Source organism: Phenylobacterium hankyongense (assembly GCF_003254505.1).
GTDB lineage: Bacteria > Pseudomonadota > Alphaproteobacteria > Caulobacterales > Caulobacteraceae > Phenylobacterium > Phenylobacterium hankyongense.
In genome coordinates, this window is the sequence record NZ_QFYP01000001.1 from 1,125,630 (window position 1) to 1,141,616 (window position 15,987).

Consider the following 15,987-nt stretch of genomic DNA (forward strand, 5'->3'; position numbering starts at 1 on the left):
GCTTCCCTGACGGAACCGCGGACTTCTGAGAAGGAGCCGAGCGCGGACCGCCCTTACGCTAAGAGTTCTGCCTAGGCGCCCTTGAGCACCTCGACCAGGGTTTCACCGAGCTTCGCCGGCGAGGGGGAGACGCGGATGCCCGCGGCTTCCATCGCAGCGATCTTGTCTTCGGCCCCACCCTTGCCGCCGGAGATGATCGCGCCCGCGTGACCCATACGGCGGCCAGGCGGCGCGGTACGTCCCGCGATGAAGCCGACCATAGGCTTCTTGGTTGCTGAATTTTTAATGAACTCAGCGGCGTCTTCCTCGGCCGAGCCGCCGATCTCGCCGATCATGATGATCGACTCGGTCTCCGGATCGTCCAGGAACATCTGCAGCACGTCGATGAACTCGGTGCCCTTCACCGGGTCGCCGCCGATGCCTACGGCCGTGCTCTGGCCGAGGCCCACCTGGGTGGTCTGGAACACGGCTTCATAGGTAAGCGTCCCGGAGCGGGAAACAACGCCCACGGAGCCGCGCTTGAAGATGTTGCCCGGCATGATGCCGATCTTGCACTCGTCCGGCGTCAGCACGCCGGGGCAGTTCGGCCCGATCAGCCGCGACCTGGAGCCCGACAGCGACCGCTTGACGCGGATCATGTCGGCGACCGGGATGCCTTCGGTGATGCAGACGATGAGCGGAATTTCCGCGTCGATCGCCTCCAGGATGGAGTCGGCCGCGAACGGCGGCGGCACGTAGATCACGCTGGCCTCGGCGCCGGTCTGCCGCACCGCCTCGCCGACGGTGTCGAACACCGGCAGGTTCAGGTGGCTGGTCCCGCCTTTGCCGGGGGTGACCCCGCCGACCATCTTGGTCCCGTAGGCGATCGCCTGTTCGGTGTGGAAGGTGCCCTGGGCGCCGGTGATGCCCTGGCAGATGACCTTGGTGTTCTTGCCGATGAGGATGGACATCAGGCGGCTCCCCGCACGGCCTTGACGATCTTCTCGGCGCCGTCCGACAGGTCGTTGGCGGAAACCACGTTCAAGCCGCTCTCCGCGATGATCTTCTTGCCCAGCTCGACGTTGGTGCCTTCCAGCCGCACGACCAGCGGCACCTTCAGGCCCATTTCCCGCACCGCCTCGACCACGCCCTCGGCGATGATGTCGCAGCGCATGATGCCGCCGAAGATGTTCACCAGGATGCCCTTCACGTTGGGGTCCGCGGTGATGATCTTGAACGCCGCCGTGACCTTCTCCTTGGTGGCGCCGCCGCCGACGTCGAGGAAGTTGGCCGGCTCCGCGCCATAGAGCTTGATGATGTCCATGGTCGCCATGGCCAGGCCCGCGCCGTTGACCATGCAGCCGATCTCGCCGTCGAGGGCGATGTAGGACAGGTCGTACTTGGAGGCCTCGATCTCCTTGGGGTCCTCCTCGCTCTCGTCGCGCAGCGCGGCGATGTCCTTGTGGCGGAAGAGGGCGCTGTCGTCGAAGGACACCTTGGCGTCGAGCACCCGCAGCTGGTCGTCGGCGGTGACGATCAGCGGGTTGATCTCCAGCAGGCTCATGTCCGTGGCCACGAAGGCCGCATAGAGCTGGCCGAGCAGCTTGCCGGCCTGCTTGGAGAGGTCGCCCTTCAGGCCCAGCGAGCTCGCCAGCATCAGGCCGTGGTGCGGCCACACGCCGGTGGCCGGGTCGACGGAGAAGGTGGCGATCTTGTCGGGCGTGTTGTGCGCGACCTCTTCGATGCTCATCCCGCCTTCGGTGGAGGCGACCACCGAGACCCGGCTGGTCTCGCGGTCGACCAGCAGCGAGAGGTAGAATTCCTTGGCGATCGCGGCGCCTTCCTCGATGTAGAGGCGGTTGACCTGCTTGCCCTTGGGCCCGGTCTGTTCGGTGACCAGCACCCGGCCGAACATTTCCTCGGCGGCGGCGCGGACCTCCTCGACGGACTTGACGACCCGCACGCCGCCCTTGGCGTCGGGGCCGAGGCCCTCGAACTTGCCCTTGCCGCGCCCGCCGGCGTGGATCTGGGCCTTCACGACGAAGACCGGCCCCCCCAGCTGCTGGGCGGCCTTGACCGCCTCTTCGACCGAGAACGCGGGGTAGCCGCGCGGAACCGCCACGCCGAACTCGGAGAGGACGGCCTTGGCTTGGTGTTCGTGGATATTCATGAGGCCTGTGGCGCGTCTGCCAATTTGGCTCGCCCTGTCGGCGAGTGGCGGGCGTTATAGGCGCCGCACATAGGGCTGGCAACCGCAGGTGGGGTGAATTTTGCCCGGTTTTCCGGATGCTTTCGTCCGGGGGTCAGCCGGCGCCTTCGACCGCCGCCGTGGCGCGCCGTTCGAGCTTGCCCCAGCCGACCCGCGCGCCGTGCAGCGCCGCGTCGATGGACTTCACGACCACATAGTACATGAGCTGGCGGTAGCCGAAGCGCTGGATCGGCATCCAGATCAGGTCGCCCCAGGGCGCGCGCCGCTCCATGGCCATGCCCAGCGCGCCGGCCGACAGGTCCAGGAAGATGAAGGCCGCCCAATAAAACACCGGCCGCACCAGGTCGTCCGGCGACCACTCCACCGGATGGTAGGCCCAGGCGTAGGCCGAGGAGATGGCGCTCCAGACGATGGCCAGGTCGACCAGCGGCGCGACGGCGGCCAGGAAGATCTGGAACAGCCAGATCTGCGGCAGCGCCACGAAGCCGAGGATCGGCCGTTTCGGGTTGAACAGGGCCGCGCGGTGCTTCCAGAGGCACTGCAGGGTGCCGAACGACCAGCGGAACCGCTGCTTGAGCAGGCCGGCGACGGTTTCCGGGGCCTCGGTGTAGGCCCGCGCCGCAGGGTCGAACTCCACCGTCCAGCCGGCCCGCTGGATCGCCAGCGTCAGGTCCTGGTCCTCGGCGAGGGTGTCGGAGGGATAGCCGCCCATGGCCTCCAGCGCGCTCTTGCGCCAGGCGCCCACCGCGCCGGGCACCACGGTCACCGCGCCCAGGGCCGCCAAGGCGCGGCGCTCCAGGTTCTGGGCGGTGACGTATTCCAGCGCCTGCCAGCGGGTGATCAGGTTGCGGCGGTTGCCGACGATGGCGTTGCCGGCCACCGCGCCCACCTTGGGGTCGGCGAACCAGCGGACCAGCTGCGGGATGGTGTCCGGCGGGAACAGGGTGTCGGCGTCGAGCGCCACGACGATCTCGCCGCGGACCTCGGTCAGGCCGCGGTTCAGCGCGCGGGCCTTGCCGCCGTTTTCGAAGGTGCGCAGCGTCACCCGCGGATCGTCGGCGAAGGCCTCGCGGACCACCCGCGAGGTGCCGTCCTTGGAGCCGTCGTCCAGCACCAGGACCTGCAGCTTCGGCCAGTGGGAGGCGAGGATCCGGCGCACCGAGGCGACGATCACCTTCTCCTCGTTGAAGCAGGGGATCAGGACGCTGACCATCGGACCGCCGGCGGCGTCGGGCATCGGCGGGGTCCGGCGCGCGATCCGCAGGCGATGCACGAACGCCAGGACGGCCAGGAACACCAGCCGCGCCACGCCGAGCGCGATGGCGACGATGAACAGCCCCTGCAGGACCATCTGCGCGCCGTGGAAGAAGCCGAAGCCGAGACGGTCGAGCAACAGTTCCGCCGAGTTGCGGCTGGTGGGCGGCATCACCTGCGCGGGGGTCATGCCGGCGAGGTCGGCGACGGTGACCAGGGTGTAGCCGTTGGCGCGGATCGCATCGATCACCCGCGGCAGCGCCGCGACGGTGCGGCTGCGGTCGCCGCCGGAGTCGTGCAGCAGCACGACCTGGCCGGGCCGGACCGTGTCGTGCAGGCGGGTGATCACCGTGTTCACGATCTGGTCGGGCGTGGGCTTCTGCCAGTCGTTGGTGTCGATCCGCAGGCCGACCGTCAGGTAGCCCTGTTGCTGGGCGGCCAGCAGCGGGGCGACCTCGCGCGGGGTCGACGGCTCGGCGTCGCCGAAGAACGGCGGCCGGAACAGCCGCTGCGACCGGCCGGTGATGGTCTCGAACAGGCGCTGGGTGGCGTTGAGCTCGACCACGGTCTGGGCGGTCGGCACCTCGCCGATGTTCGGATGGGTCCAGGTGTGGCCGCCGACGTCGTGGCCCTCCCGCAGCTCGCGGGCCACCAGGCCCGGGTAGCGGGACATGTTCTTGCCGATCACGAAGAAGGTGGCCGGCGCGTGCTTGGCCTTGAGGATGTCGAGGATCTTCGGCGTCCAGCGCCCGTCTGGCCCGTCGTCGAAGGTCAGCGCCACCCAGCCCGGGTGCGCGCCGTAGCGCTGCACCACGTAGGAGGTGGGCATGTCCACGTAGCTTTCGCCGGCGATCAGCGCGGTGGCGGGGTCGACCTGCAGCGTGCGGCGGCCAGGCTTGGGGATGTCCTCCACCCGCAGCACCTCGCCGGAGCCGTCGAAATCCACGTCCTGGCCGGGACGCAGCGCCTCCAGCCCGTCCGGCCGGGCGGCGCCGTAGTCGTGGCGCAGCAGCTTCCAGTCCTGCTGGTCCTCGCCGCCCAGCCGCCACAGGGCGTAGCCCATCGGCCGGAAGCCGTCGCCGACCCGGATCTGGTTGTACAGCGTGGCCGCGTCGAGGAACCAGACCTCATGCTTGCGGCCGGCGTCGTCCTCGTAGGCGAAGGTCGGGTTGAGGCTGGCCTCGTCCATCGCCGCATGCGCGCCGGAATCGTGCGCCGTCTGGGTGGCCTCGTTGAAGGTCACCGCCACCGAGCTGCCGGGCTTGGCGCCCTGCGCCAGGGTCCAGTCGTAGCCGTAGTCGCCCAGCGCCAGCACGGTGCGGTTGGGGTCCAGGTTCTCCATGGTCTTGGCGAGGGTCGACTCGAACCAGTCCTGGCCGGCGGGCGGGCCGGGATCGCCGGTGCCCCAGTGCTGGTCGTAGGCCATCAGCACGACGGCGTCGGCCACGGCCTGCAGCCGCTTCAGCGGCCAGGACTCGTCGCCGAACGGCGTGGTGACCCAGACCTCCCGGCCGAGCGGGCGCAGCACCGCGCGGGCCTCGGCGATGAAGCCGGGATAGGCCTGGACGCCGACCGGCGAGAGGTTCTCGAAGTCGAAGACGTAGCCGGCGTAGCCCCGCTTCTGCGCCTCACGGGCGAGGTTGTTGAGCAGCATCTTGCGGGCCGCCGGGTTGGTCAGCACCGCGTCGGCGGCCGGCCCGTTCCAGACCCCGTCCTTGGCGTTGAACACCCCGGGCATGATCGACGGCGGCTTCTTGGCCTGGGCGATGATCGCGCGCGCCCGGACGTCGGAGGTGATCGCCACCTGGCCGTCGGCTCCCGACAGCGCCACCCACTGCGGCGAGACCACGTCGAGCTGGTCGACGTGGTCGGCCAGCGATTCGCGCGAGCTCTCGTCCCACGAGACATAGAAGCCCACCGCCAGCGGCCGGGCCGGGCCGCCCGCGCCGAGCTTCCGCGGGTGCGGGATCTTGGTCCACTGCTGACGTCCCTTGACCTTGTGCGCGGTCTCCTGGTGCAGCGCCTGCAGGATGCGCGGATCCTTGAGCGTCAGCCCCGGCAGCCGCGGCGCGAAGGCGAGGGTGGTGAAGAAGGCGGCCACCAGCAGCGCGGCCAGCGACACCAGCAGCCCGCCGGTCAGCCGCACCCGTCGCGCCCTGCGCCCGGTCGGATCGTGGAAAATGAGGTCGGACATCCGGTGTCAGTCTAGCAAGATTCCGTCAGCGGCGTGTGCCCGTTGAAGGTGTCGGAACCTTGTCCCCCCGCCACGCGTCGTAGCTCAGCCGAAGACCGGATTCCACATCGTCCGCTCGAAGCGATGAACATGTTTATCGCCAGCCCGCCGCAGAAGGCCGTGCGGCGTCGTGCCGCCGCCCGCGAAGAACGCAGCGACCGGCGTTTGCGAAACCCAGGACATCCCTTATCCCAGTGCATGCGCGCCGCCGGTCGTCGGCGGGGCGTCTGGCCGGAGACGGATCGAACGATGCGCGAGCGCGGACACGTCGGATGACGCATCTCCTGCGCCAGGCGCCGCGCTCGGCATTTCACGCGTCGCGGGCGGCGCCGATCACGCCGCGGGTGGTCGTCCGCTCCCTGGCCTGGTCGGGCGCGGTCGGCGCGTTCCTCAGCTTCGTCGGCGCCTTCGGTTCGCAGGGCTGGCCGTTCCTGCCGCGCACCCTGGTGATGGTCGCCGTGGGCTGCGCCGGCTCCGCACTGGGGATGCTCACCTTTCGACTGGCCGGCCGCCTGCGGTTCCTCGACCGGAGCGTCTGGCTGCAGGCCCTGGGCGGCGCGCTGATGATGATCCTGCCGATGAGCCTGGTGATCTGGCTCGTCAGCGCCGTGTCCGACGGCCGGCCGATGCCGTCCAGCCACCTGCCGGGCCTGATGATCAACTCCGGCGTGATGTGCGTGGTGATGACCTTCCTGGCGGTCGCGCTCAACCGCAACGCCGAGCTGCGGATCACCGCGCGCGAGCCCGCGCCGCCGAAGTTCCTCGAGCGCCTGCCGCTGAAGCTGCGCGGCGCCGAGGTCTGGGCGGTCGAGGCCGAGGACCACTACCTGCGGCTCCACACCTCCAAGGGCCAGGACCTGATCCTGATGCGGCTGTCGGACGCCGTGGCCGAGCTGGAGGGGATCGAGGGCGCGCAGGCGCACCGCTCCTGGTGGGTGGCGCGCGACGCGATCGCCGAGGCGCGGCGGGGCGACGGCCGCGCCACGCTCACCCTGAAGGACGGCTCGCAGGTGCCGGTCAGCCGGACCTACGCCCGGGTGCTGCGCGAGCGCGGCTGGATCTAGGCCTTGCGCCGGGCGAGCCACTGCTCGCGGGTCTGGCCCCAGACGTCGACCTCCATCGCCTCGAACGGCGCCGGCATCCGCGCCTGCCGCAGGATCGACGAGCCCAGCCGCCGGGCGACCGCCTGGCTGGCGGCGTTGGCGGGCTCGATGGTGTGGATCGCCTCCGTCCAGCCGAGGGTGTCGAAGGCCCAGTCCATGCAGGCCGCCGCGCCCTCGGTGGCGTAGCCCTTGCCCCAGACCTCCCGGGTCAGCCCCCAGCCGACCTCGGTCCCCGGCCAGTCCTCCGGCTGCCACGGGCCGAGCCGGCCGATCCAGCGGCCGGTGGCCTTCTCGATCACCGAGAACATCGAGAAGCCGCGGATCCGCCAGGCGCCGGTGACGCTGCAGATGCCCCGCCAGGCCACCGAGCGCGCCTGCACCCCGCCGATATGGCGCATGGTCTCCTCGTCGGCGGCGAAGGCCGCCCAGGCCTCGAAGTCCTCGGCCTGCGGCTGGCGAAGGATGAGACGATCTGTCTCAAGCGTGGGTGCTGGCGCGAACATCGACTTGGCCTCAATTTGGTCACGGGAGAGACATCGGTGGGGCGACCCTAGCCGTGGGCGCGGCTGGGCGGCTAGCCACACCGTATTCGGGGGACCCGGAAGTTCAGGGACCGCCCATGCCGCTCGAGCCGTCGCACGATCCCTCCGCCGCACCAACCGGGCTGTCCACCCGGCGCCTGATGCTGGCCGGCGTCGCGGGCGCCTGCGTCATGGGCGTGGGCCTGGGCCTGTGGGCGCGGCCGGCCGAGCAGGAGCGGCGGCTTCCCAACCCTGGCGCGCCGATGCAGACGGTGCGTCCCACCAGCCTGCACATCGTGGTCGACGACCGCCCGGCGCCGATCGGCGCGCCGCTGGAGGTGATGTCCGGCGCCCGGCGGCCGATTCCGGCGACGACCGCCCCCTCGCCCGCCGCTCCGGCTCCGGAAATCATGGCGCCGGTGCGCGCGCCCAACGGCCTGGTCCGGGTGCAGGCCATCTCGCCGCCGGCGCCCGCCGAGCCCGCGCCGCCCGAACCCAAGCCGGTCGCCCGGCCGCAGCCCCCGCCTCGGGCGGAGGTCGAGGCCGCCGAGGCTGCGATGGCCGCCCAGACTGCGAAGGCCATCAAGGCTGAGGAGGCCCGGGCCGAGGCGAAGGCCACGAAGGTCAGGGCGGACGCCGCCGCCAAGGCCGCGCACGAGGCGCGGCTCGCGAAGATCGCCGAAGCCAGGACGGAGAAGGCGGCGCAGGCCAAGGCGGCCAAGGCCAGGCTGGTCCGCGCCAGCGCCGAGCGGACCAAGGCCGAACACGCCAAGCTCGAACGGGCGCAGGCCGGGAAGGAACGCCGGGCCGAGAAGATCCGGCTCGCCAAGGCCGAGGCGGCCGACCGCGAGGCGGAGGCCAAGGCGAAGCGGAGCCACAAGCTCGCCACCTTGGTCCATGTGCTCGCCAAGGCCGTGCCGCATCATGCCAAGGCCGAGGTCGCCGAGGCGCCCGCGAGGGCCGCCAAGGTCCGGCTCGCGGCGGCCCGCGAGCGCGCCGCAACGGCGAAGACGGAAAACGCCCGCAAGCCCCGCACGGGGGTGAAGGGCGGCGGCCCCCTGCGGCTGGCAAGCGCCGAGCGCCGCTGCGCCTCGGCCGACCCCGGCGCGGCGCTGGCCTGCGCCGATCCGGCCCTCAGCGCCGCCGAGCGCCAGCTCAACCGCGCCTACCACGACGCCGAGGCGGCCGGCGTCCCGGCCTGGCGCCTGCGCCAGCAGCAGCAGCGCTGGCTGGCCGCCCGCGCCACCGCCGCCAAGGAGGCGCCCTGGGCGGTGCATGACGTCTATGTGGCCCGGATCTCCGAACTGCAGGATCAGGCGCGGCAGGGCCAGAACGGCTACTGATCGGCGCACCGGGCGGCCGCCAGCGAGCGGCGCCGTTGCAACCTCGGACTCCGTCGAAGGATTAGGGACCCGAGGGACGTACACCTTTGAGGCTCCGCCCATGCCCACCGACCACAGCGCAGATCCCTGGTCGGGGACCACCTACAACGGCTTCGCCGGCGCCGGGACGCCGAGCGGCCCGCCGGAGCGCGTCCGCGCCGCACCTGCGCGGCGTCCATCGACACGCACGCTGCTGATCAGCGGCGTCGCGGCCGCCGCGGTGCTGGGGATCGTCCTGGGCGTCCTGGCCCGGCCGCGCCTGGACACCGGCCAGGCGACCCTTGGCCAGCCGATGCGCCCGGCCGCCACCGCGCCCGCGCAGGCCGCCGCGCCGGACGTCGGACAGGTGCAGATCCAGGTCAATCCGCCGCCGGCGCCCGCGCCCGCGCCCCAGAGCGCCGGCCGCCTGGAGGTGCTGCCGCCCGACCTGGTCCGCGCCGCCCGGCAATCCGCCGGCTACGGCCCGGATCAGCCGGCTCAGCCGGCCGCGCCTGTTCCCACGATGGCGGAGCCCCCCGCGGCGGCGCACGTCGCCGTCGTCACACCGCCGCCCGCGGTCCGCTACACGCCGCCGCCCGTCGCGGTCGCGCCGCCTACGCCAGCGCCCGAGACCGCGCCGCAGCTGCGGGCCAGCTTCGACTGCGCCGCCGCGCGGGCCGGGGCCGAGGAGATGGTCTGTTCCGATCCTCAGCTGGCGGCGGCCGACCGGCAACTGGCGCGGGCCTATCGCCGCGCCCTGGACTCCGGCGTTCCGCCGGCCGAGCTGCGGGCCGACCAGCGCGACTGGCTGTCGATCCGCGAGGACGCCGCGCGGCATTCGCCGCGGGCGGTCGCCAGCATCTACGACCAGCGGATCGACGAGCTGGACCGGATGGCCGACGACGCCTCGCGATAGAGGCGGTCGCCGGCGCCCGTCGATGCTTAGCCGAGCATGTCCTTGACGGTCTCGCGCTCGCCGACCAGTTCGTCGTTGGTCAGCGCGATCTTGCTCTTGGCGAACGCGTCCATTTCGAAGCCGGTGATCACCTCGTAGGTCCCCGGCGCGGTGGTCCGCACGGGCATCCCGGCCCACACCCCTTCGGCGAAGCCGTAGCGGCCTTCGCTGTTCACCGCCGCCGAGTGCACCTGGCCGACGGTGGTCAGGTCGCGCACGTGGTCGACGAGGGCGTTGGCCGCCGAGGCCGCCGAGCTCTGGCCGCGCGCCTCGATGACCGCCGCGCCACGCTTGCCGACCGCCGGGAGGTATTCGGTCTTCAGCCAAGCCTCGTCGCCGATCACCTCGGCGGCGGCCTTGCCGCCGATCTTGGCGTGGGTGAAGTCCGCGAACATGGTCGGCGAGTGGTTGCCGTAGATGAACAGGTCGCTGACCTCGTCGATGGCCACGCCGGCCTTGCGGGCCAGCAGGGCGCGGCCGCGGTTCTCGTCGAGGCGCACCATCGCGGTGAAGCGGTCGGCCGTCAGGCGCTTGGCCTGGCTGGCGGCGATCATGACGTTGGTGTTGCAGGGGTTGCCGACCACCGCCACGCGGGCGTCGTCCGCGGCCACGGCGTCGATCGCCTGGCCCTGGGCGATGAAGATCTTGCCGTTGTCCTTCAGCAGGTCGGCGCGCTCCATGCCCGGGCCGCGCGGCTTGGAGCCGACCAGCAGGCACCAGTTTGCATCCTTGAACGCGACGTTGGCGTCGCCGGTCAGCACCATGTCCTGCAGCAGCGGGAAGGCGCAGTCCTCGAGCTCCATCGCCACGCCCTTCAGCGCCTTCTGCGGGCCTTCGACGGGGATTTCGAGCAGTTGCAGGATCAGCGGCTGGTCCTTGCCGAACATCTCGCCCGAGGCGATCCGGAACACCAGCGCGTAACCGATGTTGCCGGCGGCGCCGGTCACCGCCACGCGGATCGGCTTTTTCATGGTCATGCTGGTGCTCCAGTCGCTGCGAACGGCCGCCGGGCGCGGTCGCGCCGGTCCGTAGCCCAGGGACGTCCGTGCTGCAATGCCGCAGGCGCTCGGCCGAAGAGGGTGGCGCAGCGGCGCAGGCGCGTGCTCAATCGGCGGCGATGACGCAGATCGACCCCGCCTTCCTGACCACCTCCGAGCCGCTCGGCGACCTGGCCCTGTGCCACGCGCGGCTGCAGACCGACGCCCGCTATCCGTGGATCGTGCTGATCCCCCGGGTCACGGGCGCCTACGAGCTGGAGGATCTGGCGCCCGGCGAGCGCGACGTGCTGATGGAGGAGATCCTGCAGGCCGGCCGCGCCGCGCGGGCGGTCGGCGAGGCGTTGGGCCGCTCGGCGACCAAGCTCAACGTCGGCCAGCTGGGCAACGTCACGCCGCAGCTGCACATCCATGTGATCGGCCGCCGGTCCGATGACGCGGCCTGGCCGGGCCCGGTCTGGGGCTTCGGGACCGCCGAGGCCTATGCGGACGAGGCGAAGCGGCTGGCGATCGCGGCGGCGAAACAGGCGCTGGGGCTCTAACCTAAGGCGCCGTCCGGCGCAGGGTGATGCGCTTGCGCTCGGAGCCTTGCGCCAGCTCCCCGCTCCAGCGGCCGTCGTAGCCGCCCTGCAGGGTGGCGACCGCAACGGGCTTTCCGGGCGCGGGACTGAACCGCAGCGTCAGCTGCGAGCCGCTCCGCTGGATGTCGTCGACCAGGCCCGAAGCGTCCAGGGCCCCCTTGCGGCGCAGGTCGCGCCAGGCGCCCTCCAGCCGCTCGCCGCGGTTCGACAGCTGCAGGTTATAGAGGTCGCCCTCGCCGTCCGCCGCCAGGGTCCAGCCGCCGTCCAGCGGGCCCTGGAAGGCCTGGGCCGAGGCGAAGGACGAGCGGATGCGGGAATCGTAGGCCATGTCCTTCAGGGTCGGCGGCGCGTCGGGGGTCTTGCCGACCTCGTCGACCCGCACCGGCGTCGTGGCCTGGGGCCGCGGCGGCGGGGCGTAGGGGATCGGTACGGGCGGCCGGCCCGAGGCCAGCGCGATGATCACCGGCTCCGGCTCGGGCGCCCCCGGCGGCTGGCTGGCGGTGTCGGGCTCGTCGGAATCCTTCGGCGGCGGCTGGCTGCGGTCCAGCAACGAGCCGATCGGGTCGGCCGGCGGTTGCGCCTGCGCCGGCATGGCCGCGGCCAGGACCAGCCACAGGATCGACGACGCGCCCAACCGTCTCATGCCTCTGCGACCTCATGCGCTGTGATGGCGTCGGCCACCGCGATCAGCCGCCGCGCCTGCGCCAGGTGCAGCCGCTCGACCATGCGGCCCTCGACCCTCAGAACGCCCTTGCCGGCGTTTTCGGCCAAATCGAAGGCTGCGGCCACGGTCCGCGCCCAGGCCACCGCCTCGGCCGAGGGCGTGAAGGCGCGGTTGGCGGCCGCCAGATGGCTGGGATGGATCAGCGACTTGCCGTCGAAGCCGAAGTCGACGGCCTGCTCGCACTCGCGCGCCAGCCCCTCCAGGTCCTCGATGGCGTTGTAGACCCCGTCCAGGATGGCGAGGCCGTGGGCGCGGGCGGCCATCACCGCGAGCGCCAGGGCCGGCTGCAGCGGCGCCCGATCGGCGCCCGGGCGGCAGCGCATCTCCTTCGCCAGGTCGTTGCCGCCGATCACCCAGGCGTCGGTGCGGCTGGCGGCCGCCGCCTGGCCGAGCGCGTCCAGCCGGAACACCGCCGCACAGGTCTCGATCATAGCCCACAGCCGCGTCGGCCCGCCCAGCGCCGCGGCGTAGGGGGCCAGGTCCTCAGGAGCGGCGATCTTCGGCACCAGCACGGCGTCGGGATGCACGGACGCCGCCGCGCCGAGGTCGGCGGCGCCCCAGGGCGTGTCCAGCCCGTTCACCCGGATCACCACCTCGCGCCGGCCGAAGCCGCCGGCGCGCACCGCCTCGACGGCCAGGCTGCGCGCCTCGACCTTGGCGTCGGGGGCGACCGCGTCCTCCAGGTCCAGGATCACCACGTCGCAGGCCAGCGTGCGGGCCTTCTCGATCGCCCGGGGATTGGAGGCCGGCAGGTAAAGCGCGCTGCGGCGGGGACGGTCGGCGATCATCGGCGGCGTCGCGCTCCTTCGCGCATGGATCACCCCCTGTCTTAGCGGCTAGGATGGGGCCATGACCACACGCTACGACGCCGAGGCGCGGAACGTCCTGGGCAAGGAGCTGAAGCCCTGCTCCTTGGACCCGGTGACCGGCTTTTTCCGCAACGGCTGCTGCGAAACCGGCCCGCATGACCTCGGCATGCACACCGTGTGCGCGGTGATGACCGCCGAATTCCTGGCCTTCTCGCGCGCGACCGGCAACGACCTGTCGACGCCCCGCCCGGAGTTCGGGTTCGAGGGGCTGAAGCCTGGCGACCGCTGGTGCCTGTGCGCGCCGCGCTGGAAGGAGGCGCTGGACGCCGGCGCCGCGCCGCAGGTGGTGCTGGACTCCACCCACGAGGAGACGCTGGCCATCGTGCCGTTGGGCGTCCTCAAGGACCACGCCGTCCAGGCGTGAGGCTCAGCTGAGCGGGTACTCCGCCTCCAGGCGGTAGTGGGCGCCCTCGCGGGCCAGGAAGCTGGAGTAGAGGCCGAAGCGCTCGATCGGGATCGGCGGCGATTTCAGCAGGTTGTTGGCCTGGATCCAGCGGGCGACATGGTCCGGCTCCGGGTGGCGCAGGTAGGCGAGCGTCAGGTGGGGCCGCCAGCGGCGTGACTCGCCCCTTATGCCCACGCGCCGCGCCGCCACCTCGCAGGCCCGGGCCAGGCGCTTCAGCGGCCGGTTCTCCTCCAGCCCCGCCCAGATCGCGTGGACGTCGCCGCCGTCGGCGAAGGCGCCGACGCCCTGCAGGGTGATCTCGAACGGCTCGCCGCGGATGGTCGAGAGCTCGGCGTCCAGGTCGCGGGCGATGTCCTCGCGGAGCTCGCCGTAGAACCGCAGCGTAATGTGCAACGCCTCCTGCGGCCGCCAGCGCGCGCCCTCCAGGCCCTGTTGGCGCGCCGCGAGCGCGATCCCGATCTCCTCGGGAACCGGAAGGGCGGCGAACAGGCGGATCATGCGCCTAGGTCTATCGCGCGGAGAGCCCTCGCGCCACGACCGGCGCCAGGCGCCGCGCGATCAGCTCCACCCCGGCGGCGTTGGGATGGACGCCGTCCGACTGGTTGAGGGCCGGGTTCAGCATCACCCCCTCCAGCATGTTCGGCACGTACAGCACGCCGTCGGCGCGGGCCACGCTGGTGAAGGCGGCGTCGAAGGCGGTGGCGTAGGGCCCGTCCAGCGCCGCCGGGAGCTTCAGGCCGGCGAGTACGACGGTGACGCCGCGGCCTTTGAGCCGATGGACGATCTTGTCGAGGTTAGCCTTGACCGCGGTGGGGTCGGCGCCTTGCAGCAGGTCGTTGCCGCCCAGGGCCACGATGCAGAGGTCGGTGCCGTGGGGCGCCGCGCTGTCGACCCGGGCCAGGCCGCCGGCCGTGGTGTCGCCGATAACCCCGGAGGGAACGACCTTGGCGGCCGCGCCCAGCCGGGCGAGTTCGCCCTGCAGGCGGGCGGGCAGGGCGTCAGGAGGCGGGAGCCCCCAGCCGGCGGTGATGGAATCCCCGAGGATCGCGACCTTGTGGAGCGCCGCGGCTTCGGCGGCCGGGGCCAGGACGGGGGTAAGGGCGAGGCTTGCGGCGGCGCACACCACCGCCCGGCGGGAAGCCGAAGATGAACTCATGGGCCCCATCTAAACGGATGAGGCGCCGGGCCAAGCCCCCTGCGCCGCTGCGCCGCAGGGGGCGGGCGCATGAACAACCCTTCATGGTGTAAGGCCTTGCTTCCGCCCGGCGCGAACCCGATATTCCGGTTTGCGTCCAATCGGGGCGCTTAATTCAAGGGCTTTGCCTCTCATGAGCGACTTCAACCGCGGCTACGCGCGCACGATCCCCGCGGATCGCGCCGACATGTCGGTGGACGCGGGACTTCGCAGCTTCATGCTCGGCGTCTACAACAAGGTGGCGCTGGGCCTGGTCCTCTCGGCCGGGCTGGCCTACCTGACGGGCGCCTATCCTCCGGTCCGCGACCTGATGTTCCGGGTCACCGCCGACGGCCGCCTCGCGGGCTTCACCCTCATCGGCATGATCGTGGCCTTCGCGCCCCTGGTGGTGCTGCTGATGTCCGGCTTCGCGCTGCGAAACCCGTCGCCGCGCAGCGCCAGCGCGCTCTACTGGACCATCGTCACCCTGATCGGCGCCTCGCTCGGCGTCGTGGTGCTGGTCTATACGGGCGCCTCGATCGGCACGACCTTCCTGATCACCGCCACCGCCTTCGGGGCGCTCTCCCTGGTGGGCTACACCACCAAGAAGGACCTCACCGGCTTCGGCAGCTTCCTGATCATGGGCGTCTTCGGCCTGATCATCGCCAGCCTGGTGAACATGTTCCTGCACCTGCCGTCGATCGCCTTCATCGTGAACGTGCTCGGCGTGCTGATCTTCTCCGGCCTCGTGGCCTACGACACCCAGCGCCTGAAGATGACCTACTACCAGCTGGGCGGCGACCAGGCGGCCATGGGCGTGGCCACCAGCTATGGCGCGCTCAGCCTCTACATCAACTTCATCAACCTCTTCCAATTCCTGCTCAGCATGCTCGGCAGCCGCCGCTAGCCGCTGATCCCAGGATCAGAGAGACCAGACCCCGGCGGGAAACCGCCGGGGTTTTTCTTTGCTCAGTCGACGACCTTGAAGCGACCGCGGTCGAAGATGCGCAGCACCTGCTCCAGGTCGTGGCCGCGGCGCAGCACCATGCCGCCCTGACCCAGCACCGCCCAGGCGCCCTGCTTGCGCGCCAGGGCCGGGCGCTTCTCGATGCGATAGACGGGAGACTCCGACGCGCGCTTGAACACCGAGAACACCGCCGACTCGGAGAGGCCGTCGATGGCGTAGTCGCGCCACTCGCCGGCGGCGACCATGCGGCCGTAGAGGTTCAACAGCCGCACCAGTTCGCGTCGTTCGAAGAAGACGCGGACCTGGCGCGGCGCCGCGTGGGGCGGATCGAAAGCCATTGACGACAGCCTGACGGAATTGGGCGGGAAAAGCGAGCCTGCGCCCTTGCACATAAGCGTCGCCGCGGCGTCGGCAAGCCGGCCACCCGCCGCCCAGAAATCACCTTATTCCGGACCCGCGAGCGCCTGATGCGGTGTGTTTATAGAGATTGTCGGTTGGTCGGACCCCGTTGGTCCCGGATCCTGAACAGCCCCCCCAGCCCCCCTGGATCGGCGGACTGGCCAGCCGACACACTACCTCCCCAAACGCTAACCCGCGCGGAACTCTCCAGCCGCGCGGGTTTTCGTTTGTCCGCGGGTCTTCGCCAGACCGGAGAT

General features: G+C 71.4%; 17 protein-coding genes. 6 read left to right on the forward strand and 11 right to left on the reverse strand.

Annotated features, from left to right (window positions below):
- Positions 1-71: 71 nt before the first annotated feature.
- The 4 genes from sucD to DJ021_RS18820 form a co-directional block, all read right to left on the reverse strand.
- Positions 72-950, reverse strand: a complete 879-nt coding sequence (sucD, locus tag DJ021_RS05390; RefSeq protein WP_111456568.1) for a succinate--CoA ligase subunit alpha — start codon at positions 948-950, stop codon at positions 72-74.
- Positions 950-2,149 carry an ADP-forming succinate--CoA ligase subunit beta gene (sucC, locus tag DJ021_RS05395; protein WP_111456569.1) on the reverse strand — a complete coding sequence of 400 codons (1,200 nt, stop codon included), beginning with the start codon at positions 2,147-2,149 and terminating at the stop codon, positions 950-952. The genes sucD and sucC overlap by 1 nt, the downstream gene beginning before the upstream one ends.
- 133 nt (positions 2,150-2,282) lie before the next feature.
- Positions 2,283-5,636, reverse strand: a complete 3,354-nt coding sequence (locus tag DJ021_RS05400; RefSeq protein ID WP_111456570.1) for a trifunctional glycoside hydrolase family 18/polysaccharide deacetylase/glycosyltransferase family 2 protein — start codon at positions 5,634-5,636, stop codon at positions 2,283-2,285.
- Between the two features lie 84 nt (positions 5,637-5,720).
- Positions 5,721-5,858: a hypothetical protein gene (locus DJ021_RS18820; protein WP_165837121.1), complete on the reverse strand. Its 138-nt coding sequence runs from the start codon at positions 5,856-5,858 to the stop codon at positions 5,721-5,723.
- A gap of 89 nt (positions 5,859-5,947) precedes the next feature.
- Between DJ021_RS18820 and DJ021_RS05405 the strand changes: the two genes are divergently transcribed.
- Positions 5,948-6,739: a LytTR family DNA-binding domain-containing protein gene (locus tag DJ021_RS05405; RefSeq protein WP_111456571.1), complete on the forward strand. Its 792-nt coding sequence runs from the start codon at positions 5,948-5,950 to the stop codon at positions 6,737-6,739.
- On the opposite strand, the gene DJ021_RS05410 is transcribed toward DJ021_RS05405, so the two are convergent.
- Positions 6,736-7,281 (reverse strand): GNAT family N-acetyltransferase, encoded by a 546-nt coding sequence (locus DJ021_RS05410; RefSeq protein WP_111456572.1) that lies wholly within the window; start codon positions 7,279-7,281, stop codon positions 6,736-6,738. The genes DJ021_RS05405 and DJ021_RS05410 overlap by 4 nt on opposite strands.
- 116 nt (positions 7,282-7,397) lie before the next feature.
- Here DJ021_RS05410 and DJ021_RS05415 point away from each other — a divergent pair, with 116 nt between their 5' ends.
- Both DJ021_RS05415 and DJ021_RS05420 read left to right on the forward strand, forming a co-directional pair.
- The gene (locus DJ021_RS05415; RefSeq protein WP_111456573.1) at positions 7,398-8,642 is read left to right on the forward strand and encodes a lysozyme inhibitor LprI family protein; all 1,245 of its coding nucleotides are present in this window, start codon (positions 7,398-7,400) and stop codon (positions 8,640-8,642) included.
- Positions 8,643-8,742: 100 nt separating this feature from the next.
- Positions 8,743-9,576, forward strand: coding sequence for a lysozyme inhibitor LprI family protein (locus tag DJ021_RS05420; protein WP_165837122.1), 834 nt, complete (start codon positions 8,743-8,745; stop codon positions 9,574-9,576).
- Between the two features lie 26 nt (positions 9,577-9,602).
- Here DJ021_RS05420 and DJ021_RS05425 read toward each other — a convergent pair whose 3' ends face one another.
- Complete coding sequence (locus DJ021_RS05425; RefSeq protein ID WP_207801773.1) at positions 9,603-10,592, reverse strand: malate dehydrogenase; 990 nt, start codon at positions 10,590-10,592, stop codon at positions 9,603-9,605.
- A gap of 140 nt (positions 10,593-10,732) precedes the next feature.
- Here DJ021_RS05425 and DJ021_RS05430 point away from each other — a divergent pair, with 140 nt between their 5' ends.
- Positions 10,733-11,152 (forward strand): HIT domain-containing protein, encoded by a 420-nt coding sequence (locus DJ021_RS05430; RefSeq protein ID WP_111456575.1) that lies wholly within the window; start codon positions 10,733-10,735, stop codon positions 11,150-11,152.
- 1 nt (position 11,153) lies between these two features.
- Here DJ021_RS05430 and DJ021_RS05435 read toward each other — a convergent pair whose 3' ends face one another.
- Entirely contained in the window at positions 11,154-11,834 is a 681-nt protein-coding gene (locus tag DJ021_RS05435; protein ID WP_133254949.1) for a hypothetical protein, read from the reverse strand.
- Positions 11,831-12,703, reverse strand: coding sequence for an HpcH/HpaI aldolase/citrate lyase family protein (locus DJ021_RS05440; protein WP_111456577.1), 873 nt, complete (start codon positions 12,701-12,703; stop codon positions 11,831-11,833). Before DJ021_RS05440 ends, DJ021_RS05435 begins: the two co-directional genes overlap by 4 nt.
- A 61-nt stretch (positions 12,704-12,764) precedes the next feature.
- On the opposite strand from DJ021_RS05440, the gene DJ021_RS05445 reads away from it, so the two are divergent.
- Complete coding sequence (locus DJ021_RS05445) at positions 12,765-13,148, forward strand: DUF2237 family protein (RefSeq protein WP_111456578.1); 384 nt, start codon at positions 12,765-12,767, stop codon at positions 13,146-13,148.
- A 3-nt stretch (positions 13,149-13,151) separates the two neighbouring features.
- Here DJ021_RS05445 and thpR read toward each other — a convergent pair whose 3' ends face one another.
- Together thpR and DJ021_RS05455 are read right to left on the reverse strand one after the other, a co-directional pair.
- Positions 13,152-13,688, reverse strand: coding sequence for an RNA 2',3'-cyclic phosphodiesterase (gene thpR / locus DJ021_RS05450; RefSeq protein WP_111456579.1), 537 nt, complete (start codon positions 13,686-13,688; stop codon positions 13,152-13,154).
- 10 nt (positions 13,689-13,698) lie between these two features.
- Positions 13,699-14,346: an arylesterase gene (locus tag DJ021_RS05455; protein ID WP_111456580.1), complete on the reverse strand. Its 648-nt coding sequence runs from the start codon at positions 14,344-14,346 to the stop codon at positions 13,699-13,701.
- Positions 14,347-14,518: 172 nt separating this feature from the next.
- Here DJ021_RS05455 and DJ021_RS05460 point away from each other — a divergent pair, with 172 nt between their 5' ends.
- Positions 14,519-15,271: a Bax inhibitor-1/YccA family protein gene (locus tag DJ021_RS05460; protein ID WP_111456581.1), complete on the forward strand. Its 753-nt coding sequence runs from the start codon at positions 14,519-14,521 to the stop codon at positions 15,269-15,271.
- Positions 15,272-15,333: 62 nt separating this feature from the next.
- Here the strand turns inward: DJ021_RS05460 and DJ021_RS05465 are convergent, their stop codons facing one another.
- Complete coding sequence (locus DJ021_RS05465; protein WP_111456582.1) at positions 15,334-15,669, reverse strand: DUF2794 domain-containing protein; 336 nt, start codon at positions 15,667-15,669, stop codon at positions 15,334-15,336.
- Positions 15,670-15,987 lie beyond the last annotated feature (318 nt).